At 38.0% G+C, this 22,477-nt stretch carries 17 protein-coding genes; all 17 read right to left on the bottom strand.

Going from position 1 to position 22,477, the window contains the following annotated elements:
* Positions 1-3 precede the first annotated feature (3 nt).
* Complete coding sequence (locus ACGTN9_RS18885) at positions 4-4,869, bottom strand: ATP-binding protein (RefSeq protein ID WP_499595870.1); 4,866 nt, start codon at positions 4,867-4,869, stop codon at positions 4-6.
* A complete protein-coding gene (locus ACGTN9_RS18880; RefSeq protein WP_499595868.1) occupies positions 4,862-6,202 on the bottom strand; it encodes a hypothetical protein in 1,341 nt (446 codons plus the stop codon). Before ACGTN9_RS18880 ends, ACGTN9_RS18885 begins: the two co-directional genes overlap by 8 nt.
* Positions 6,203-6,327: 125 nt before the next feature.
* Positions 6,328-9,807 carry a Druantia anti-phage system protein DruA gene (locus tag ACGTN9_RS18875; RefSeq protein ID WP_499595866.1) on the bottom strand — a complete coding sequence of 1,160 codons (3,480 nt, stop codon included), beginning with the start codon at positions 9,805-9,807 and terminating at the stop codon, positions 6,328-6,330.
* A 210-nt stretch (positions 9,808-10,017) separates the two neighbouring features.
* A complete protein-coding gene (locus ACGTN9_RS18870; protein WP_499595864.1) occupies positions 10,018-10,938 on the bottom strand; it encodes a toprim domain-containing protein in 921 nt (306 codons plus the stop codon).
* 58 nt (positions 10,939-10,996) lie between these two features.
* On the bottom strand, positions 10,997-12,490 hold the full coding sequence (locus ACGTN9_RS18865; protein ID WP_499595861.1) for an ImmA/IrrE family metallo-endopeptidase: 1,494 nt from the start codon (positions 12,488-12,490) through the stop codon (positions 10,997-10,999).
* On the bottom strand, positions 12,477-12,758 hold the full coding sequence (locus tag ACGTN9_RS18860) for a hypothetical protein (protein WP_499595859.1): 282 nt from the start codon (positions 12,756-12,758) through the stop codon (positions 12,477-12,479). Before ACGTN9_RS18860 ends, ACGTN9_RS18865 begins: the two co-directional genes overlap by 14 nt.
* A 58-nt stretch (positions 12,759-12,816) precedes the next feature.
* Positions 12,817-13,224: a hypothetical protein gene (locus ACGTN9_RS18855; protein ID WP_499595856.1), complete on the bottom strand. Its 408-nt coding sequence runs from the start codon at positions 13,222-13,224 to the stop codon at positions 12,817-12,819.
* 10 nt (positions 13,225-13,234) lie between these two features.
* The gene (gene mobP2, locus ACGTN9_RS18850) at positions 13,235-14,398 is read right to left on the bottom strand and encodes a MobP2 family relaxase (protein ID WP_499595853.1); all 1,164 of its coding nucleotides are present in this window, start codon (positions 14,396-14,398) and stop codon (positions 13,235-13,237) included.
* Positions 14,395-14,652, bottom strand: coding sequence for a hypothetical protein (locus tag ACGTN9_RS18845; protein ID WP_499595850.1), 258 nt, complete (start codon positions 14,650-14,652; stop codon positions 14,395-14,397). The genes mobP2 and ACGTN9_RS18845 overlap by 4 nt, the downstream gene beginning before the upstream one ends.
* A gap of 251 nt (positions 14,653-14,903) precedes the next feature.
* Positions 14,904-15,767 (bottom strand): hypothetical protein, encoded by an 864-nt coding sequence (locus tag ACGTN9_RS18840; RefSeq protein ID WP_499595848.1) that lies wholly within the window; start codon positions 15,765-15,767, stop codon positions 14,904-14,906.
* Positions 15,764-16,342, bottom strand: coding sequence for a hypothetical protein (locus tag ACGTN9_RS18835; protein ID WP_499595846.1), 579 nt, complete (start codon positions 16,340-16,342; stop codon positions 15,764-15,766). Before ACGTN9_RS18835 ends, ACGTN9_RS18840 begins: the two co-directional genes overlap by 4 nt.
* Before the next feature lie 15 nt (positions 16,343-16,357).
* Complete coding sequence (locus ACGTN9_RS18830; protein ID WP_499595845.1) at positions 16,358-17,458, bottom strand: lysozyme family protein; 1,101 nt, start codon at positions 17,456-17,458, stop codon at positions 16,358-16,360.
* A 2-nt stretch (positions 17,459-17,460) separates the two neighbouring features.
* The gene (locus ACGTN9_RS18825) at positions 17,461-19,383 is read right to left on the bottom strand and encodes a VirB4 family type IV secretion system protein (RefSeq protein ID WP_499595843.1); all 1,923 of its coding nucleotides are present in this window, start codon (positions 19,381-19,383) and stop codon (positions 17,461-17,463) included.
* A 3-nt stretch (positions 19,384-19,386) separates the two neighbouring features.
* Complete coding sequence (locus ACGTN9_RS18820) at positions 19,387-20,046, bottom strand: TraC-like domain-containing protein (protein ID WP_499595840.1); 660 nt, start codon at positions 20,044-20,046, stop codon at positions 19,387-19,389.
* A complete protein-coding gene (locus tag ACGTN9_RS18815) occupies positions 20,043-20,279 on the bottom strand; it encodes a hypothetical protein (RefSeq protein ID WP_499595838.1) in 237 nt (78 codons plus the stop codon). Before ACGTN9_RS18815 ends, ACGTN9_RS18820 begins: the two co-directional genes overlap by 4 nt.
* Positions 20,263-20,586, bottom strand: a complete 324-nt coding sequence (locus tag ACGTN9_RS18810; protein WP_499595836.1) for a DUF5592 family protein — start codon at positions 20,584-20,586, stop codon at positions 20,263-20,265. Before ACGTN9_RS18810 ends, ACGTN9_RS18815 begins: the two co-directional genes overlap by 17 nt.
* 26 nt (positions 20,587-20,612) lie before the next feature.
* Positions 20,613-22,445 carry a pLS20_p028 family conjugation system transmembrane protein gene (locus tag ACGTN9_RS18805; RefSeq protein ID WP_499595835.1) on the bottom strand — a complete coding sequence of 611 codons (1,833 nt, stop codon included), beginning with the start codon at positions 22,443-22,445 and terminating at the stop codon, positions 20,613-20,615.
* Between the last annotated feature and the right edge of the window lie 32 nt (positions 22,446-22,477).

The following is a 22,477-nucleotide window of genomic DNA, read 5'->3' as shown; positions in this document are numbered from 1 at the left end:
CTATTACCTCTTATAATACGGTAGTAAATCCACGAACACATTGGGATTCTGTGAATTCCTTAATACCGCTCTAAACTGTTGCATACTACGAATTTGATCAGCTAAAGCAGTAACATTGCTTCTAGAAGAACTACCCTCAAGTTTCTTGGCGGATGCCTCTGCATGACTATAATCGTCATTCCCTAAAAATAATTTAGTTTCCGTACAACCATATATATCTTGTGGAATATCAGTTGGAAACTGAGTAGCTATTAGCATACCCACTCCAAATGCTCTTCCTTCCCTCATTAATCCTAATAGCGCACTAGATTTACTGACACGGTGAGCCTCATCTAAAACAATTGCTCTTGTTAACTTTCTAGGGTGTTCCTTTGAAATCAAGTAATTATGCAGTGCTAGTATAATTATTTCTGCCACCGCCGCCTTAATTTCATTGTCTGGATCTGGCAGAGTTGATAACCTTAACGAATAACTACCTTTCATTAATTGATCAAAGTCAATTTTAGGCTTATCTGGAAAAATCCCTATTTGAAATAGTAAATCTAATCGACCAATTAGAGTAGCATTCTTCCTTTCATCTTCATATAGGATTTCCTCGACCTCTTGAAATGTAGGAAAGCCACTTACAGCAGACTCCTTAGTAGGTACATTAGGCTGTATTCCTTTTCTCTTGAAAGCTTCAACAATAGCATTTCTTAGACTAGTAGCCTGTTGGGGACCTAAACCATATACCCTTTTTATAATTGCTACAAGTTGAACAATATGACTAAGTGCAGTAAATTTTTTCTCTATAGGGTCAATTGAAGGGGTTAGTGGATTAAAAGGTAAACCCTCGGCCATTACATCAAATTTTTGCACTGACTCGTTTTCAAGAAAATCGTAATCAATATAATCATCTTTAAAATCAAATATTAAGAGAGGAATGTTATTTGTTCTTATTTCATGTATTAACCCTTTAATAGTTTGAGTTTTTCCTTTTCCTGGATCTCCTGTAATTACGATATTGTGGTTAGCAAGTGGATTAGGTATATTTCGTCTATGATCCCAGAACACCTGCTTATCCCATCCTACCTGTTTACCCAATAAAAACTTTACTTCAGATTTCATTTTTCCTTCTTCATTATCTGGTATTAGTTCCGGTGTATTTTTTATATCAGATTTAGTATTATCCTCATCTGAGGATCCAAGATGATCTTGATGATCTTGATGGTCTTGATGGTCTACTTCAATATCATCATTATAGTATTCTTCTTCATTACTAAAATCGTCTTCAACTTCAGCATTATTTTCTTCAGTGGATGTGTTTTCTGCTGTAGTTTCAGGGACTTTTTCAACATAATCCTCTAGATATTTCTGAATATCTTCTTCACCAAATCTCACCCTTCTTATAGAAGTACTGCCCAACTCTTCTTGATTCTCCACTTCTATGTCTGGTGTAAAAATTTCATCAGTCATATTGATGTTTTTATCGAAGGCCACTTCTAACAAAATCAAATTAATGGATACCTTTTTTGAACCATCAATAATGGAATTTAATGCCCTTATCCATTGTGCATCATGGTTAGTTTCTAACTGTAATGCTTCCCGATATATTTGTACCCTTAATAACTCTCTTCTTCTATCAGTAAAAAGATCACCTTGGTTCTTTACCATATTATCTATAAGTCTTGCAATTGACCTTAATTGATCTGCAGCATGACTATTTAAGACATCTGCATCGGTAGTCGATTCATAGCTTTTCACTTCTAAAATATCTATCGAATAACTGCCATCATTTAATTGACGGATTCCTAGAAAGTCACTTCTTTTGTTATCTTTCCTTTTATTTAACCATCTTTTTGCTAGATAACTATCTAGACTGATTACTACACTTCTTTCATCTAAAGAATGATTTACGTACCAATTAAGCGCTACAGCTAAGCCAAGAAAGCCTTTAACCCCTGTTTCTGACAAGCCATTTTCGCCTTTTTCTGTAATAGTGGAAAAAATACCTTCTCCTCCAACTACTTGTAGTCTTCTTAACAATGTCATTATTCCATCTTGAGTGGGTCTATAATTGAATTTCCTTAGGTGCTTACTCAACCTGCTAATTATACTATCTTTATGGGAAGTATAAACAGTGTCCCCAGCAATATCTACATTTTGGGTCAACCTTAACAAGTCGGTTGCTCCCATCACTTCTGGAATTTGTCCTATTGTTATTAAAAATTGGGAAAATGGCAGCAAACTATTAATTTCTTCAAGAGGAGCCTTTCTTGCTTCTTGCATACTAAACTCCGAATGATAATTACCAGTAACCTCAGATACTATCTTATGATAAATACTAAATGGGTGATTAATACCGTTTTCGCTACTCTTCAAACTTCTAGGCTTAAGAGTAATCGTCCCCATCAAAGGATCTGGGTGAATTTTATGTGGCACGCTCAAAGGATGAAGTTTTGTTCCTTCGCTCTCAATCAAACTAACATTCTTTGTTTTTTCTCCCGAAATTCCTATTAGATGTACAGGCTTTTTTGAAAGATATTTGTGCAATTGATCAGAATTTTTAATTCTCAATACTTCTATATCGACTTTATTTTCAAAAGCAAGTTCCTTTAAAACTGGGTCAAAAGGTAATTCAGTACCCTCTTTTCGTTTTCCTGTTTTAGCCACTATTAACGTAGCTTTTTTAAATTCATTATTATTTATCAGTTTTCTGATAGCCCTTGAGGCTTGAGCGGTGGATATGGGATCTACTATGAGTAACCGAAGATTCTCCTTAATAGGAAAATATAAGCTTCCCAATTTAATTGCTGCTGTTTCAATACTTTTTTGACTTAAATCAGATATCTCTACGCTTATCGATCGATATAAGGGGAGAGACCCTATCCTCATGGAAAATCCTAATTTCTCAAATTGCTCACTATTCCCTGGAGCATACACAGCTAATAAGGGCTCTGGTAAATTCCTTAGTTCCTGGGACAATAGCTCTGTATCATCAGATTGAAGGCTTTCGTCTTCTTTTAAAACTAATTCAGAAATCTCTACGTATTTCCATATCACTAACGGATTAAGAGACGTTAATAATATTGAAATATCATCATTCGAATGAATTTTTATAGTATCTATTTCTAAGATTTCCTTATATATATATTCCGCGCCCTCTGGACTCTCTCTGTGTAGCTTTGGATAATGCTCATCCAGGTGTTCTAACAATGCTTCATAGGCTTTAATACTCTCTACAGCGAATTTCCTTGTCTCCTCGTTGGATAATAAACAAGCTAAAGGAGCAGTTGATAATAGATCACTATAATTAAGAAGTTTTGACCGCGCTTCAATGTAGTGGCTTAATAAATTATCACCGTCGAAATCAGGTATCAATTGTTTAGCTTTAGTCATAAACTCTAATAAGGTCCTAATCCTAACATCATCTAGAAATTCAGATTTATCTTTAAACCTTCCAAAATTATCAATTATCACTTCTAAATCAGTATCTTCTGCTTGTACCTTACCGCCCATACGTCCATTTGAGGTGAAATTACCATTTATTGAAACAGCAATTTCATTAGGGTTAAAGTAAACCTGTATAATAAGTCTTTCATGATTAACACTTAATAGATTCTTATCAAACTTACCTGCTCTAATTAGTTCTATTGCTTGACTCACTAATTCTTTAAGAACAGTTCTTTCTCCCTCACTTATCAACTTGACTGCTGCTGTGGGTAAGTCATCGAAGGACTCTATTCTTTTACTAGGCCTACCTGCTCCACCTGTAGTAGACCCACCACGGAAGTCTTCGTCTCCACCTGGGGATTCCTCCCCGCCACCGGGAAAACCTTCTCCTCCACCTGGAGATTCCTCCCCGCCACCAGGGAAACCTTCTCCTCCACCTGGAGATTCCTCCCCGCCACCAGGGAAACCTTCTCCTCCACCTGGAGATTCCTCCCCGCCACCGGGAAGACCGACATCCCCACCAGGAAGAGGTGATTCACCATTTTCGTTATTTGAATTACTTAACTTCTTACCCGACAAGAGAATATAGGCGTCTTTAAGTTCCATGTCAGACAAAGCGCTGTAATCACTTCTTGTCAGGCGTAAATACGCGTTATAGCTTTTTTGCAGCTTAGTTTTCATTTCAAGGTCTTCTGAATTCAATTTGATTGTTTTCAATGCATCCTGTCGGTCCTCTTCATCAGCCCGTTGGATTTGTTCCACCATTCCGGCATTGCTAACTAATCTATTAATAATAGGCTTGGTATCAATGTATTTTCCTGTCAATAATTCATTGTCTGGTAACAAACTTAATAAAACTAAATTTTTCCTAGGTTTATTTATTGCTTCAATGCCGACTCCTTGAGAATTTTGTCCCTCTAAAGATGGAAATAGACTCAGATAGTATTTAATTATTCCATCAAGCGTAATAAAACCTGCAACAGTTTCCGATCCTAATGCCCTCCATAAATTTTTCTGAGGCTCATTTTCAGCATTTCTAACACCTAATTCACAAATCTGCTTAGTTATTTCTGTTGGACCAATGTATTGATATCCTCTTTCTATTAATGAGTGGAGTCTATCTTCCTCCTCCCAAACAAAAGCTAATTTAGCGGCATTGTCCGGCGCTTCGTTCCTAACATCTACAGCGTGTGTGGAACTAAACCCTACTTTACCTTCATCCCATCCATTATTATTAGCCCAAGTCCGAATACCTGACTCTTCATTGGTAAGTCCTATTAAACTAACATAAGTATTCTCAGGATTATTAAGAGATGAAAGCAATTCTTTAAGTGGCAATTCAGGAAGTCCTAAAATTACAAGGCCATAGGCACCCTTACCCATTTTAATTTTTATTAAGTCGTTCATTGCAGATAGAATTAAAGCATTACTATTCATTAATAACTCCTCCACCACGTATCATTGCAATATCATCAGCATATTCGGTAACATATCCCATTCTAATTAGTTCATATGTTATCTTTCGAGCATTTTTTGAAGCTTCTTTAGGAGAGACCTGCCTAATACCCCATGATGCTAGCCGTTTGATATCTTTAGTTCCCCTGGCGCCTGTAATTATTCCAAATTTCTCCCATGCTCTATCCCAAAAGTCCTCAATAGATATTTCTTCATTAGGGTCCAATAATGAAAAAACTAATGTGTCTAAGAATCGAGGGCCAGGCAAATAATATTTGTCGCCAGGCCCACCCTCTCTAGGGTATACTAAGCCAATATTTCTTCCTATTGAGGCACTGACTTTTTCGGGATTTTCTTTATTAGATTTAGCTTTATTGAAGAATGAAAAAGAAGTTCTTACAAAGGCCTTTGTAAAGGCTTCACTGGCATTACTTGTTCCTAATAGATTACCCTCAAAATCTTCTATAAACCTATTCCATATTTGTACATCTTGGTTTATTGATGATGGGTTGTTATCTAGCTCAGGGAGAAGTGATTTTATTATTTTAATATAATCTTCCTTAGATAATTCCGTTCCCCATTCTTTTTCGATCTCTTTCTTTAGTCCTTCTTCATAGCCAATCTCTATTCTTTGTCTTCCTCTAGCGAAGGACGCCCTACTTACCTCTCTTATTTCTCGTGTTGGTTCTGGTGCAGCTAAAAATATCGGGGAAAATGCATTCTCGTTAGATTCGTCTTTCTTGTTAGTTAAATGTAAATAGATTGAAAAGCAGCCTAAAGTAACAACCCTTTGTAAAAAGACTGTTTTTTCTAAAGTGTGCCTATAGCGTGAAAGATTAATAAAAGCATCTTGTGCAGATTGTAGGTGAGGCGAATCTTCTATAATTTCTTTAATAGATTCACTTGTGAATAATTCGGCACCCATGTCTTTTGTCGAAAGCAAAGGACTAGCCAACAGGTAGATATTATCATTTTCATCCTGTAATACTTCTCTAAGTATTTTTATGACATCCTTACTCTCATCATTTGCCAATACCTCTGCCATGAATTTTCCAGTTCCACTGTCTGATGGGTCCGAGGAAGCTAGAAGATAATGCGAAAGTGTAGCAGAGGAGAAACTTCCATCAAAAAAAGCTTTATCTTGATTTAGCAGTAACTCCAACGCCGACCTCAATTCTCCTACTTTCTCTAACAGGTCTTGATCGTCGTCTTCATCTACAATGTAAGTATTTCTAATATCTGCTAGAAATTGTTTATTAGTTACCTTAGATCTTCCTCTACTATAACCGGTAGTAGCCTTTTTTAATAATTCCATATTATTAGTTTGGCCACATACACTCCTGTAAAATCCATTAGCAAAATGCACCGGTCTAACGTTACGATTAAGATTAAATCCCCACACCTTCTTGCTAATATGCGTTATAAAATCATAAAAATTCTTCACCAGTAATATTTTCCTTTCTTTCCTTGTTCATAGGATACAGTGATTTCATATTTTGCCCCTGATTCTGTATCTTGAACATTTATTGTTGCGTCTTTTCCATATTCGCTGACAATCTGAGAAGAGAGTTGTGACATAAATGATGTAAGCCTTCTAACAATTACTGGATCCTGATAAAGGTTGGATATCCCTCTTTTAATTTTCATCAGTGAAAGCCAGAGTTCTAAATCAATATCTAGCCCTACAATTTTTTGATTTTCTTCTTTTGGCTTCACTAATAATCTTATAGTTGACGGTTCGAATTCTATTAGGTTTTCAAGTTGAGTTCTAGGCTTGGGAACATAAATTTCTATTTGTTCTAAACTTATTGTTTGACTAGAAATAAATACAGATGGATCTCTTTTGGATTCATACTTTAAGCCTGTCCACACCTGTAATTTATCCTCATCTGCTTGTTGGCCAAAATAACTAGATAAAGCTTCTACAATTCTCTTTTTAGCTCTTTTCTTTCCAGAAGAGCCTTCAAGTAAATCATAAAAATTTTGGTAGTCTTCTGGGAGTAGATTAAGTAAATCATCTCCATTCTCCGCTTCAAAATAATACCTTCTTTTTAGTTGATGAAATTTATTTGACTCAAATGTAATCGGCCTAGATGTTTCGTCTAACCATTCTACGTCAACTTTCCCATCATGGAGCATCATATCTACCAGAGGGTGGGTTATTTTCACGGGGTCAAATCTCTCCAGTAATTCGAAGAGTGGATTTCTCGAATCGAAAACTGCATCGTAATAATCTAATATTTCATGTGAATACTCTGATTTAGTAACCCCATTTGTAATAATATAAGACAAAAACCCTAAAAGTTGATGCATTGTAATATGATTGCCGCTTTTAGTTAAAAAGCCTAATAGCTTTATTAATCTTTCTTTCACACGTGGTCGTTGTAACATAGAAACATTTTTTCTAACTTTTTCAGGAGCTTCTTCATAATTAACTTTTTTTAGTACTGTGTTTAAGGCCTCTTCTAGTAAAGGCCTGGATAATACCTGCCTTAAGCCTAAGTTTATTACAAGAGCGTCGTAGGTATTTTCATTTTCATTACCATAAAGTAATGGTCGATCTAATTGTTCTCTTAACAGACCAGACTCCTCTTCAGGTAACTTGTTAAGAATCTTTCTAAGAGGACCTTCATTAATCGCTATTACTGCTGGTAGGTTATTTTGAATAGCATTTTCCAAATTTTCAACTAGTGTGGCCTCTTCCACAGCACTAGCATCCATATGATAAAAAGTTCCTTCCGGAAAAGATTCTTGATACCTTTTGATAACATGTGTTTTTCCATCTCCTGGACTTCCTACTAAATAGACTCTTTTGTTCTGATTTAATAGGCCTAAGAGTCCTGTATCGAGCTTAGTTTGAATGTGTAATGTTTTTAATTCATTCGGTTTTAGCTTTTCTGCAAAACTGGCCCTCTGATCCTTCAGTTCAGCCAGGGTTTCCCAAGATAATGGTTGTTGGTCCGTCATATTTTCTCCCCCAAATAAATCTAACTGCTGAAAAACACTTTCTTCCTTATTATTATTGTCCTCTACTTCCACTTGGAAAAAATCACTTATTTTCAGCGTATTTTTAGATTTAAGCCTTTGAATAATTTCCCTTTTTTTAATTCTACCAACATACCATCTTTTTTTCCAATACCTAATTAGGTCTTTTGTTTCATCTATTGGGTTCGCCATATCATAAATATAATCAGGCTCATTATCTACTCCAGTTAAATACTCCCGCCAATTATTCAATAAAGGTGCCAGGTACACTAACCTCGGATTTTCGTGCTGTTGAAGTTTCCTCAATCCTAAGTGTCCTAAACCTGAGGATATTGACCTCATTTTGTAATTAACTCCTGCAGAAAAGGCTGAACTTTCAGGTCCTAGACTAGGGTGGGAATTTAATAAATCCTGAAGTGTCCGATATGTTCTAGAAGATAAGTGAACTGATCCAAAACCTCTTGTTCTTCCTACCTTAGTGAAAGAAAGTTTTCCATTACTAGTTTGGTACTTTATTCGATTATACTGACTGCTTCCAGTATAGTAGAGACTAGTAGTAGCTAACATTGCTAGTTTAGCCGGTTTTACCACCTTTTCACCTTTTTTCCTACTAGCAATTTCACTTACTGCTTCTTTGTACTTTTCATAATAATCATTTATTACCTTTGGACTTGTCATTAACAGTGATACTAATTTTCCTCCTAATACTTCATTAAAAGGAGGTACTGCTCCACATGTAGTTATATCCATTATTGATGAGCCCATGTGAATCTTTTTGACATTCCTAATTGAATTCTTTAATGCACGTTTACCATCCTTACTTTTCATGAGCCATTCATATTTTTCTTGAGCGTTTTTTGTGCACTGACTTGCTTTTTTAAACATTAGTCTAGCATGTATTAGTTCTTCTAAATCATTTGCTCTCTTCATCTTGTATTCAGGCTTCATAGCATCATTTTTAAATGATTTTGTGTTTAACTTACCAGTAGATGATGCACTTGTTAATTCGTTTATTTTATTTTTTAACTTCTCCAAAGTCTCTAGAGTTGGATTCTCAACCTCATCCATCTCCAGCAAATCAGTATGATAAATATCCTTAATACCGGACTCTATACCTTCCTCCAACGCAACTAACCTTTCACTTATATCATTACTTTTTTCCAAGGAATCAATAGACCAGCCTATCTCGTTATCTCTGCAACTAATTTGTGCAATACTGCTCCCCAGAGCGCCTATTCCAATAATTGGATGGTATTCTCTAGATGCATCACGAATTAGATAAAGCATTTGTCTCCCTGGCTGAGAACTTAATGGGAGAGACCAACTATATCGTGCATATCTCCATATATCCTTCAGTTTTAAATTAGTAAATTTATCTTTTTCATCATTAGCTAATTGAATATAAGGTTCGATTGAATCATATAAAAGATCTTCTCTAATATTTGTCGGGGCATTTAACCTTCTGTTTATATCATTATAGAAAGCTGTTGGGTCGAGAAAATGATCTAACACACTGACTTGCTTTCCCTTGTACCAACGAGGTCTTTCAAGGCTCAGTATAAACTTTTTAATAGAAGGTTCTCTGATCTGTTCGTTTTTAGCCTCTTCTAAACCCTTTCTGATTCTTTTTTTAATTTCTGGTAAATCAGCTTTTTTTCTGTCTATTTGATCTGGAGGGACTGCCTCTAAAAACTCTCCATTAAATTTGAACTCCCAGCCTTGTTTAATAGTATCAATAATTACATAAAAGAATAACTTAACAGACTGTTTATCTTCTTCTGATAAAATATAAAACTCTTGGCTGGAAATAATTTTATTAACAGTCTCCTCAATTACTTCCGGCAGACTGGTGTTTTTTAATTCTTGATAGAACTTTTCTATAATACCTTTTGCGTTTTCGGGTATAATCGGCTGTAGATTATACTGGTTAGCCATATTATCTCTACTCCTATCTGATGCTTTGCCTGTAAGAAAATAACCTACAGGGAATAAGAAAAACCTACCATGAAGATTTAGGCAGGTTTTCAATGATTCACATCGTTTAATTATAACATTTTATTTCCATACTATCCTTAATCGAAAAGAACAAAATACTCACCCATTACTAATGGTCGCACAGATTCATAACTAACTACCGAACTATATCTAAGATCTGTTATAAATAAAACCCCTTGGACTAGCTATATTTAATTTTAGATGTTCATTCCAATCCTTTCCTTTAGGTAGATGGATAGTAGTTAACCCACCAGTCATCAATCTATTATATTTTATAGCAAACTCCCTCCCCGCCTTATCGTTATCCGTACAAAAAGTTATCTGCTTTACCTTATGACCTTCTTTCCCCATTCGTTTGATTTCATCAATCATAGTCTGACGCTTAAGCCCGGACATAGAAACTAACCGACTGTTCTGCAGCTTTTCTTTCTTAATGCTCCAATAAGAAAGTGCATCAATAGGACTTTCAAAAAGGTAAATGGACTTTGGCTGACCAATATCTACAGTAAAGCCAGCAGATCCATGGCTGTTCCTATCAATCCCTTTAAACATTCGTCCATCTTTCATTGGAGAAGTCCCTTGTCGATCTGCCCCTACGATCTCTCCCTGCTGGCTCCACTTGAAAACCACATTGCCCAACTTGTCCTGCGCGATTAAATCTTTATTATCAAGCCAATTAACAATCTTGGGATGAATCTTCCTTTCATGTATAAGATAATCTTTAGCTTTTTTCCTATCGTTCACTTCATAATGAGAAGGGTATTGATAAGGCTCTTTAGGCTTTTGCTCTTGGACATTGTCTTTCACTTTATAACCTTGCTCATTTAAATCTAATACCGCCTCTGGAAAGCTCATGCCATAAAACATTTTAGCGAAGTTAATGACTCCAGCCCCTTTTTCGTCTCTAGAGTTCCAAGCATACAATTGGTCTTTAATTACTAAGCTATCATGCACTTGATGTCGGTAGTATCTTCCCTCTTTCTTCAATGGCTCTCCTTTACGCTCAAGATAGTCTATGAGATCCACGTTACGAGCAACTTCCACTTGGTCCGCGCTTACATGTTTGGCCATGCAGCACTTCCTCCTCTCTAAATTTAGATATAAAAAAGACAGGGAGAAATCTCCCTGCCTAGCGTTCAATTCCTATCTTTTCTTTTTGCCTTTCCCTCTGCTGTAAAGTCTCCTTATTACCTTTTCCATTCTTCATCTCCGAAGTGGTGCTTTCTTTTTCTTTCTCTTCTTGGAACTCTCGATCCAACTTACTTTCAATTTGCGATAGTCGCTGCACTCCGCGATCTGTTAATGGCAGTTCTTTCAATTCTTGAAGAGATTCCTTTTTGAGTTGATACACCTCTTCTTTACTATGAGTCTCTTGAAAAGCAAGCATCTGGTTTAACCGTTCTTGTCGGTCAGCGTTTTGTTCTTTATCTAATTCTTTTCCGACGGTTGGTTCAATAAAATTCATGAGCTCCTTCTTATAAGCGTCTTTGAAGTCTTGGTGGGAATACTCCTCTTCTGGCTTTTCTTCCTTACCAAATGGTCCACTATCCCTCTCAGACTTACTCACTTGGCTTCTGTACATATCCCGAAGTTTTTCTGAAGGTAACTTCTCCCTTTCTTGTTTTTCCTCTTCTACTTCATGATTTTGTTCTTTAGCATCCATACTTTTCTCCCCTTCCTTCTCTTGTTCCATTGATTCTTCCATGGTCATAATGAATTCTTTAGCTGTTGACTGAACCTCTTGTAATAGCTTTTCATGGTCTTTAAATTTATGGTCCTTGGTCCAGTGATGCAGATAATCTAGTGAGTAGTCACTGGTATCGATGTTGAAATAAGAAGCAACGGTATAAGCAGTCATTTCCGCCTGAAGCTCTTTCTCCGGCTTGGTATAGTTATTAATGTTTTCTTCTGTATGAAGCTTGGCATGAGTTAGTTCATGTAACAGCGTCTTTGTGTCCTGACGCTCCGAATTACGTGGATTAAGAGCTACTTCTCCTCGTCCGGTATAACTCACTCCTTTGGCTGCCCCTAACTCTTCATAAGGCTCTACAATTCGTATGTTATTTTTCTCAGCTATATCCTCCATCCCTCTTCGAAGCTGACTGTAGTTTTCAACCTGACCATCAATCCATTTGTTAGGAAAGATCTGGGGTACATCTTTTTGAGTGGCTGATGTTTGAGAGATATCAAACACACTTCCTGTAGAATAAACAAGACGGCCATCTCGTTTGTCGAGTTGACCGTCTTTAACTAACTGCTTTTCTTTTTTCGTCGCATACTTTAAAGGTTTCCATTCGCCCTCTTCATTCTTAAATTGCTGACCTAATCGATTAGGTACAAGAATCTTTAAACTTTTCTCTCCTTTGTTTACTGGAATTCCTTTTTCTTTCCAGAATGCGTAGGAACCTACAGCTTCAGCCCCAGGAAACTGCGAATCAATTAACGCTGTATTGCGCGGGGAGTATCGATGGAACTTCCCCATAAAGTCCAGATACTCTTTCATTTGTTCAGGAGAATGAAAATGATTGGCAATGCTCTGCTCCATGCCTTCCGTCAAATGGTTGATCTCTTCTTTCACCTGTTCAGGCGTTTTCTTTTTATAAGGTCGTTTAGTCTTCGCCATGATATTCAGCTCCATCACTGATGTTCATAAGCTCTTCCATTTCCTCTTCATCGTAGTTTGGTTGGGTATCCAGAATTAGTTCCTTGGTTGATTTATTAAACGGAATAAGCAAGTTTTCTTGAGTCATTAAATGCTGTTCAAGATCGACCATTTCTTCATCATTCAATGTTAGGCTATATTCCTCTTGGCCCACTTCCATTATAAGCTCGTTATTATCGCTTAAACGCTTGAATACGCCTACCTCATAATTGCTGTTAAACAAGAACATCCGTTCATCTCCTTTATTGATAATTCCTCAAGAATACTATTTTTGATGCTGATTGTGTCTATGTTGCACTTATTCTTTTTTGACGCTGATGACTGATTCTTTCTTCTACTGCTTGTCTCGCGTCTTTCATCGCTTGGCTCTCGAAAATCGGTGTCGTAACACAGCTTTCTAAGTTTTGATCCATCGCAAAACCATTCATTAATTCGAGAAGCACCTGCGTATTTTTATCACTACGATTGGCCGCTAAACGCAGCCGTTTCATCTCTTCTGAAAACACTTCTTGAAAGCGTTGGGCCATTAAACTTAGGAGGTATTCTTGGGAATGGTCCTTCGCTTGCTGAGCTTCCCATTCCTCAATCATTCGGTCTAAAGCTTCACCAGGATAACGAATATGATGCTGTTCCTGATACTCTTTGATTAACGATATCGTCTCTTCATGAAGCGTGATATTTTGCCGCCTTCTCATTCATGTACCCCTACCTTTCCCTTTCGATTTCTCGTTCCAACTTTTGATGATCCAAGTCATTGATAAACTGATCATAGGTTTGTCCCATTGAGCGTTGAATGCTTCTTAGGGAACGTTGCAAATGAATACCTGAAGGCATGGACTTATAAGGGCTATTTGTATTGGTAGTTTTTCTAGGATACTGCTGGTGATCGTACCGTTTCATTTCTTGTAAGAATGCATTGCCCATCCGTTTATAGAGATCATCCAACTTGTTTTGTTTGTAATGCTGATAGCGTTTTTTATCCTTCGGTCCATCCCCATAGGCCCGTTTTAATTCGTGGACTTCTTGATTCAATTTATCATGCAGCTGCTTCATATCTTTGGCATGATACTTATCTAAATATCTGGTCGTTAGTTCATCAATCTTTGGTCGAATAGGATTCAACGTTTGATAGCCATAGTGCCATTGTCGCTTATCTTTAGGCAAGTGATTATACACTTCGAGGAACAATGGTTTCATCTCTCTATTGCTCCATTTCATGCTGCTATTCTCTTTCTTTGTATTCACTATGTGCTCACGGATCAAAGCGTTTATTTGATTTCGTTCTTGCGTTCGATCTAACAATCCATTGACCACTTCACTTTTCATCGCGTCTAAAGTTTTCGGTTTTCGCTTTCCACGATCACGAGTCGGGTTCGGTTCGACCGTAGCTACATGAATATGAATGTTATCGGTGTTATAGTGGATGGCCGCCGACCAGATAGCGCTTTCTTGCAACCCTTCTTTTTTCATCATGGCCTGCATAGATTTTCGTGTCACTTGCTTCAAAGCATCTTCATCTAAGGTGTGCTTTTTTGAATCATAAACGCCTCGATTTTGAAGCCAATCATTATCAAATGTAATAACATCTTGCCACATGATACTATTCTTCTTTTGAGCCTGTTCAAACAATGATTTAATGCCCTGTTTTCCTTCCACCGATAAACGATCCGACTGCTGAGTAAACAAGGCAGATGTTTTATCCGGATCGTCCATATAGTGATTATATAAACTAAACATGGACCGATGAGCTTCCCCTTTTCCCTTTGCTTCTTCACGATCAACGTACTGTACATAATCTTTGAATCCTTTTTTATTGGCTGTCACAAATTTTGTTTTTAAGACTACTCCCGGAGTAACAGTTTCATTCATACGTCCTCACCTGGTTCATCAAAATGTAAGAACTCATTCATTTCTCGAATTGCTGTATAACAATGGGCCATCGTTTGGATGTTTCGATCGACTAACTGCTGCAGTCTTTGTTCCCGATTATTTTCTTCCTGAAAGACAGCCAACTGATGCAACTGAGCATGTAAAAACTCTTGCCGACTTAAACCTTTTTCTTCCGCAAGTTCGTCAATTCGTTGAACAGTTTTCGGATCCATATAACGGACTCTTACTTCCATTACCATCACTCCTTTTGATAAAGACACTAATAGTAGTAAATAAAGAGAAGAGCATAAGGGGTTTTTGTTCCCACTTGGCGTGTGAATCCCGGCAGAGCCGGGCAAAACGAGGGAACAAGAATTTCTTCAGATGTGCGGTCGCTGTGCGGCTAAAATAGGAACGTTCATTCGTGTATTCACCGTGATGTGTTGTCCCTGCACAGGAGATGTGTGGATCTTGTTTTGACCGTTATCACCACCCACGCCCCTTTTTAGTTCGAAATCATCTCCCGTTTTTCTTCCAACATCTCAATCTTCTCAACGATGGTTTGGATAGTTAGTTCATGTTCAGCTGCCTCTTGATTGATTTGATCTTTTTCACTTTCTAGGTGATTAATTCTAGCCTCTGTCTGCCTTTTCTCTTCCTCCGTTTCGTAAATAAGCTCTGATTCTAATTCAACGATTTTTTGATCAATTTCTTTGATTCGTTCATTTATTATTTGTATACTTTCCTTTTTCTCTTTCATTGTTTCTTTCGCCTCTTCGATCTCTTCAGATACAGCAGCAACTTCATATTCCTGCTCCGTTAAAATGTTTAATTGTTTGTCCATTTTCACTTTGAATTGATCTGTATAAATACGTGCCAGCTCTTTCTTTTCCTCACCCCCTTTCAGGGAATTTTGATCATCCTTTTCCGTAAATAGCCTATTGGTTTCTTCCTGATTAACATCTAAGGCCATGACATCAAAGGAAGGACTTACCTTCTGGATACTAATGACATATCTGCTTTCATCGTTGTACTCTACGTGCGTTGGAAGGTCGCGTTTGGGATGCTCTTTTTCCTGAGCCGTAAAGCTCAACGGTTCATCTAATAAAGCTGTTGATTTATTGATATTTATGGTGACAACCATCAGCTTTTTCGTTGGATTATAAACCCAGTCCTTAATTGTCAGTTCGCCTGAGCCTTGTAAGTTCAGAGGTTCATTGACAGGCGTTTGTTGAACTTCACTCTGCTCTTCATCACCAAATAAAAAACCAGAAAACAAGAAAAAAAGAAGCGCCATAGCCATGACGCTTAATCCAATAAGATATTTTTTTGAAGTTCCTTCCGTGATGTGTTTCGTTTGTTTTTTCATGAATATCCCTCCTCTTCTACGTCTTGAAAATCTGTGATTTTCCACTGTCCTTCTTCCCTATGAACTTTTATATTGAGAAACACGGGAGAAACCTGTTTTTGATCGCTCTGCAAAGCATAGAGCGTGTGTCTAAACTTAACTAATACGCTAGCTTGATTGTTTGTTAGATCACCTGTTTTGATGAATATTTCTACTTCATCCACCTCCGTTTCCCTGTCTCCTTTATAGGTATCCGTAGGGAAGAAGGTTGCAGCTAAATCTTTGCTCATCACCTTATGTGCTTCTTTTTCCATTTCTTGATAGGTCTCTTTATCCCGTTTAAAAGCAATCTCTATAAACGTAGAAACCTGCTTCAATAAAGCGTCATATCTCGCTTGAATGTCAGCAGGTTCCTGTTTTTTTAACGTCATCTCTAATTCAGTTTTTTCTTCCATAATCTTTTCGTTTTTCACTTCCAATTGATGCAAGTTTTCCTGTAGATCGTCACTCGATGCTGTGCGTGCAGCATATATATTAACCGATGTGAGTACGATTAACAGAGCCACAAACATGCCAAAAAGAACACGTCTATTCATCCAAGTTCTCCTTTCTTAAAGCCCAAGGTAAGGGGCAGGATCTACGTCCGAACGATACTGGTTTTTGGTCATGACTTCGAAGTGGAGGTGTGGCCCTGTAGAGTTTCCTGTCGAACCACACTTGCCTACTTTTGATCCTTTTTTGATCATCTCTCCATTTTGTACACTTATCGCATACAGATGAGCGTAGTGACTATAAAGCCCCTCTTTATGTTTTATAAGCACGTTATTTCCATAACCAGAGTTACTTCTTTCCACCTCAACAACTTGACCGTTATCTACGCTTTGAATAGGCGTTACAGCGTTCGTACAAGCAAAGTCTATACCTCTATGCATATCCGGTGTTCCATCAAAAGGATCAGGGCGCATGCCGTAATCGGATGTCTGTGTAAGAGCTCCTGCTATGGGCATAACCCAGTCACCCGTTGGTTGTAAATCTGCTTCAATAACTCCGCCTTTAAGGTGACTTAAAACGGCCTCGACATAGCCAATATCTCCATAACACGCTCCAGTTTCTGCCGACTCAGGTCTAATGCATGAATACATGCCTGTATGCTTCAATTCCTGGTATTTCATTCTTGAGTATTTGATCGCTAACTCTTTGCTGTATTCTCCATTGTTGTGTTCGTTTGCGTAATCAATGAACCCTCCACCGAAGTTGTAAGCTTGGAGTGTTAGCTTAATATCTCCTCCTGCTTTATCTAGCATCTCCGAGAAGTATCGGATACCAATATTAATACTTCTTTCAGGATCCTCAATCGTGTTTGGTGGTAGACCAATAGATTCACTTGCTTGCATCACATCATCAAGACGTCCTCCAGATTCCTGCATCGTTTTGGCGAGGAGAAGCTCCACATACTTGGACACCCCATACTTTTCGGCATATTCTTCAAACAGAGGCCGGTACTCTTCTAATGCAACTGAAACTTGTGCTGTTCCATTTACTACATCAATGGACCTCACATTCTCACTGGAGGAAGACTTTTGATAACCAATTAGCCCTGTAATGACGGAAGCATACAAGAGCATTTGTAGAAGGAAAAGAGCTACCAGAATACCAATCAACCATAACCATACTTTCCGAGGTACTAACCCAAGGAGAATGGACCAAGGCATCCTTATGCACCTCCTCCAAACAAGGCTAACTCTTCGTCCGATACCTCCACCTTGAAGCGAATGTTTTCAACAGCACGGATGCTTAACATCGTCTCTCCTGTTTGTAGGTAAGGGATATCTTTTAATTCACTTTGGCTTAATTGCCCCATGAATATCTGCTGCATCATCTCTAAGTTGTTACTATCCTGCTGCATAATAATCTTGTATTGCGTCAGTTCAAAAAGCTTCTTAATCTCCTCTACCATACTTTGATCCGACCCCTCAGGAACAAAATCGCGAATTGTATGACTCGCGTAAAGGAGGGCGCCAAAATACTTTCTTGCCTCACGACTAAACTTTGTAAGGAAATCAAGAGCACTCTCGCTTTTCTTTTTTGTATTTATAATGTGATGAGCTTCATCTATCAATATGAGATATCTTACAGCGTCTTCAAAAGCTAATTCTCCTCGATCATAAGCATCAAACTGAGGAGAACCATTCGTTAGCATAGAGTCCCATAAGAGATTGAGCACATTAAACAATTGCGCCTGGAAAACCTCTGCCCTCATTTGAGACAGGCCCCTCAGTGTAAAAGTGACAACCTGTTGCTCATCGAAGTGTTCAATGGTTGATACTCCATTAAAAAGGTGCGCGTAGGTTTCTACAAGGTTCCGTATATTTAATTCAATGCTTTCCAGCCGTCGTTTCCTTTCCTGACTCAACTTCTCCCTTTGCTTCCCTTCTTTGATATTTTCATAGAGTTGTTCTTCAACAAAGGCAAGAAAATCTGTAAAGATAGGGTACTCATGGACAGTAAGTTCAGTTATGTTTGAGTCTGTATCGTCCTTCCATAAGCCAAGCTTTTCATAGAGCTTTCTTAATAGATTTTCATATTCTTTCAATTCACTATCATTCGCTTCAGGTGCTAAGAATTTATAGAATGTCGTCAATTTGGATAAATGCTGAGTAAAGGACGTATATTCGTCCTCTGCCGTTCGATACACCTGCAAAGGGTTGATGACCCCATCTGAACCATCGAGAGCAATCTGCTTCCCACCTAAAGCTTCCGTTAACTCCACAAATTCTCCTGTGACATCAAACGTCCGGACCTTATATCCTTTAATCGCATTATCCAGCATAATTTTCTTAAGTGTCGTAGACTTTCCTGCCCCCATCGCTCCGACTATGACTCCGTTATAACTCTTACGCTGCTGATCTCTATGAAAAAGATCAAAGACGACGTTTCCTCCGGTGAGTGTCGTTCCATAGAATGTACCGTAAGGATCGTTTAAGCTAGTAAAATGAAAAGGAAAGCCACCTGCTAACCCTAGTGCGGGTATCGGATGACCTTCCCTCTTGTTTCGATAAGTGGATTGTTCTGTATAATTCGTGAGTATTGATTTCCACTCAAATTCCTGTTCGTTTAAGAAGATGGATCCTCGAAAATTCTCGTCCTGTAACGTCGATAAGACCACTTTCACTTTGTCTTCCAGCTCTTCTCTTGTTGGTGCACTTACATAATGCCTAAGATGAACACGCTTTATGATTTCTCCTTCTTCAGAGACCTGATTATATAGCTGCCGCAAATCATCGTAGTTATTTTGCGCTTCAATAATACCTGCATTATCTTTTTCATTAATCATTCTGGAACTCTGTTCAGCCATCCCTTTGTTTAAACCATCTCGGACTTTGTAACGATCGTCAGAGACAATATCCATCGTAGTAATGACATTCTCCATATTGAAAATAGGCTCTAACCAAAAGTCCGAAACATTTTTCGGGAAGGAATAGACATGGACACAAACTTCATAACCGTCTCCTTTTCGGGTAAAGGTTTCGTGAAATTTAATTCCTCCTTGTGGTTGGATATGGGCCAGTAAGAAAGGGTTATATCCTTTTTCTTGAGTTTCTTCGGCATCACTTTTCTTTTTTAGAAATGAGAACATTCCTTATCCCTTCTTTTCTAGTTTAGAATTTTGATTGTATAGCTTATAGAGCAAATCAAGTTTCTTCTCATCGGTTAACTCAATGATCGGAGCGACTCGACCAAGATAGCGTCGACAATTGTTTCTATACTCAGCAAGCTGTTTAAGACTAGTCGCGTAAATATATAAATAAAACTCTCTGTTCGTCCGGTGGGTCTCTAAAAAGTGCAGCTCCTCTCTTTTTCTAATTAAAAAGCGCTCATATAGAGGCGCATTGTTTTGAGCAATCTTGTAATTAATCGCATCGAGCTGCTTTTTCATATTAACCGGAAAATTCATGGAGACTATCTTGATATCGGACGCATACGATTGAAAGAACTTGGCCATCTTCATGATGTCGTATTCAGTTTCTTGGGTAGATGGCGAATATATGTCCTTACTATGAAGTTGCATCACATCCATATAGCCCCCATCTCCTTTTAATTGAAAGGATCCTTCCTCGGTCATGTCCTGAATGGGAAGAATCTCAGCTATGGATGGAATGGCTACCTCTCTTTTTTTCTTTTTAGCTTTCGACCTTTGCTGCTTCTTATTTCTCTCAGTAGTTTTTCGTTCATCAAAAAGAGCCATTTTTTCGGAACTATCTTCTTTGAAGAAAGGGTGGTCTTTTTTATTCTTCTTCATTTAAAGTCCTCCCTCATATGATTCTTATGGTTATCATGCTTTGTTTCCTTTCCTGCTACTTCTTGAATCAGGCCAAACAGTACGCCGACCGTTTCTTGCTCCCATCCAGACAACCACCGAATCTTCCGTGCTTCTATTTTTGCTAATTCTCGTCCAAGCTGTTCTTCAAGAAGTACCTTTAACTGTTGGAAGGCATATTCTTCGTTATTAAACTCTTCATATTTGATTCTCATCCTTACCATCCTCCCTCTCTTTTTTATCGATGGCACAATAAGCAATACGGTCCCTTGTGACAGCTAAGAACAATGCTTTGGCCATACGCAGTTTGGGGTTCGTTTTGGGTCGGATCAACCAAGCAACCATCAATAAAATCCAAACGATCGCATAGTACCAAACGAATGAAGAATGAACGACATACCGGAATGTAAAGCCTATACCGCCCAGGATGAGGACCACAAGTAAGTCTGTAAGGTAAAATAGACGGTTGATCTTCAACTCACTTCCAATTTCTGATGGAATCTTGTATTGCAATAAAAACACTCCTTCATAACAAAACGCGGACCAAGTTAAGATTCAGGCCCGCGTTTCTTAATTTTATTTATCCAGTTCTCCGTAGTGTTTCGTGATAAGTTATACGTCCGTTTTGCACTCTGAATCTTAGGATTATTGTTGATTCGATCACCCATGCGATCTTTCATATAATTCCCTATCGTTCGCTGCTCTGTTCTATTTTGATTTGGCATAGGAATATCATCTGTACTTTCTGGAGCTTTTACATCTGATATTTCTGTTTTGGTGCTTGCTGTTATTTGATCCGCCTTCTCTTTAGGTTTATTAGATAAAGGCTGCTCATAGTTGTCGTTCGAAGACGGGACGCCCAATCCTCCTAGGGAACCTTCTTGTAGAAAGGCCATAGAGGAGCCTTTCCCTGAAGAAGGCTGTGATAGCCCCTGATTTTCATGAGTAGAAGGACTATTTATTTCCTTAGATCTTCTAATTTCCTTTCCTCCCAAAGAACCTTTTTGGCTCTTCTTATTGGATGTCATTGGACTTGGCTCTTGCTTTTGCGGGTTTCCTCGACTTCTGTTTCCTTCTATTGAAGAGAAACTAGAGGATGGATCACTTTTTCCATTTGTCTGCGCTTTTCCTTCACCTTTTCGCCCATAGATACCAGCGACTGCTCCAGCTGTCCCGGCACCTGTATTCATCAATGCTGATGCACCACCACTTGTAATAGTTCCTGCAGCTTTCTTCACGGGGGGTCCAAGTGTTTTAGAAGCTAGGTAACCACCCATCGCAACATGCCAGGCGTTTTTCAATCCAGCATCAATTCCAAAGAGCTTTTGTACGATATTAGGACCATCAATGACGGCCAAACTTCCTGCAATCAAAGCAATCAAATACCCAAGTCCTTCAAGATTATTATTTATAAAGGTTGTGTAATACATATACACACGTAAACTTAAGAAAATCATGATAAGAGAAGCAAAAATGCTTCCAATATTCTTAATGATCGCTTTCAATCGCTGGCCCGTGGATATATCCGAATACGCCATAATTAGCGCCACGATATGATTAAAGCCAAGCTCAAAACAGAGCTTGGCTACTTTAATGGATATTAATATCATGGTAAAAGCCATAACGGAAAGGGTTACAATGGCAGTAAACCAATCCACATGCCACCTGTAATAATTTTCTGGAAGGAAATCAAACAGACCACTTTTTCCTAACTCAACAAGCCCTTCTTCGCCATTTGATTCTAATCCTACCTTATTCATTAAAATTTCTTTCCCTTTAGATGTCAGTTGATCTCCATTTGCTTTTTCGAATTCCTTAGTCATCGTCTCATTTATAGAAATTTTATCAATGTTACTAGGAGCAACATGGTGCCGATTTTCTACTTCTGGGTCTACCCATCCATATTCATCATAAACAGAAATATCTGTAATATGGTCTTCCATTACTCGATCAGAGGTGGTGAAAGAATCTGTTTGTACTTTCGCTACGTCCATTGCATCTCCAGTAAAGTTATTCACTTTCCCCATTCCAAAAGACAACAGGGTAATTGTCATGATGGATATAAATAGGTTCATTGGAATATCAGATCTATTCTTTTCTTTATTAAAGATTAATCTAAAGCCGATCATTCCCAATGAGATGGCCAGCAGAATATAGAGAACAGGCTGGATGGTTTCGAGAAAGTTAGTCACGGGATCGCTCGAAAAGAAGTCAGTTAAGGTTAAGACCTGATCAACCATTCCTTCCAAACCATCAACAATCATTTTCAAGAATAATATCGTTCCCCACCCTACAATCCTTAACCCAGATGTGAAGATATTATTCGTTGATAAAACTTCGGAAAACCTTAACAATATCTCTATAAGCTCTTCATCGGACACTCCATCACCACCTTTATTATTTTATTTTGCCA

The organism is Halobacillus sp. B23F22_5, from assembly GCF_043497085.1.
In the GTDB taxonomy this organism is placed as follows: Bacteria; Bacillota; Bacilli; order Bacillales; family Halobacillaceae; genus Thalassobacillus.
Note: the sequence above shows the minus strand (reverse complement) of the source record. Positions and strands in the feature narration are given on the sequence as shown.

Coding starts and splice junctions, on each gene's coding strand:
- ACGTN9_RS18885 (WP_499595870.1), bottom strand. CDS start 4,869: ATGAATAGTAATGCTTTAATTCTATCTGCAATGAACGACTTAATAAAA.
- ACGTN9_RS18880 (WP_499595868.1), bottom strand. CDS start 6,202: ATGGAATTATTAAAAAAGGCTACTACCGGTTATAGTAGAGGAAGATCT.
- ACGTN9_RS18875 (WP_499595866.1), bottom strand. CDS start 9,807: ATGGCTAACCAGTATAATCTACAGCCGATTATACCCGAAAACGCAAAA.
- ACGTN9_RS18870 (WP_499595864.1), bottom strand. CDS start 10,938: ATGGCCAAACATGTAAGCGCGGACCAAGTGGAAGTTGCTCGTAACGTG.
- ACGTN9_RS18865 (WP_499595861.1), bottom strand. CDS start 12,490: ATGGCGAAGACTAAACGACCTTATAAAAAGAAAACGCCTGAACAGGTG.
- ACGTN9_RS18860 (WP_499595859.1), bottom strand. CDS start 12,758: ATGTTCTTGTTTAACAGCAATTATGAGGTAGGCGTATTCAAGCGTTTA.
- ACGTN9_RS18855 (WP_499595856.1), bottom strand. CDS start 13,224: ATGAGAAGGCGGCAAAATATCACGCTTCATGAAGAGACGATATCGTTA.
- mobP2 (WP_499595853.1), bottom strand. CDS start 14,398: ATGAATGAAACTGTTACTCCGGGAGTAGTCTTAAAAACAAAATTTGTG.
- ACGTN9_RS18845 (WP_499595850.1), bottom strand. CDS start 14,652: ATGGAAGTAAGAGTCCGTTATATGGATCCGAAAACTGTTCAACGAATT.
- ACGTN9_RS18840 (WP_499595848.1), bottom strand. CDS start 15,767: ATGAAAAAACAAACGAAACACATCACGGAAGGAACTTCAAAAAAATAT.
- ACGTN9_RS18835 (WP_499595846.1), bottom strand. CDS start 16,342: ATGAATAGACGTGTTCTTTTTGGCATGTTTGTGGCTCTGTTAATCGTA.
- ACGTN9_RS18830 (WP_499595845.1), bottom strand. CDS start 17,458: ATGCCTTGGTCCATTCTCCTTGGGTTAGTACCTCGGAAAGTATGGTTA.
- ACGTN9_RS18825 (WP_499595843.1), bottom strand. CDS start 19,383: ATGTTCTCATTTCTAAAAAAGAAAAGTGATGCCGAAGAAACTCAAGAA.
- ACGTN9_RS18820 (WP_499595840.1), bottom strand. CDS start 20,046: ATGAAGAAGAATAAAAAAGACCACCCTTTCTTCAAAGAAGATAGTTCC.
- ACGTN9_RS18815 (WP_499595838.1), bottom strand. CDS start 20,279: ATGAGAATCAAATATGAAGAGTTTAATAACGAAGAATATGCCTTCCAA.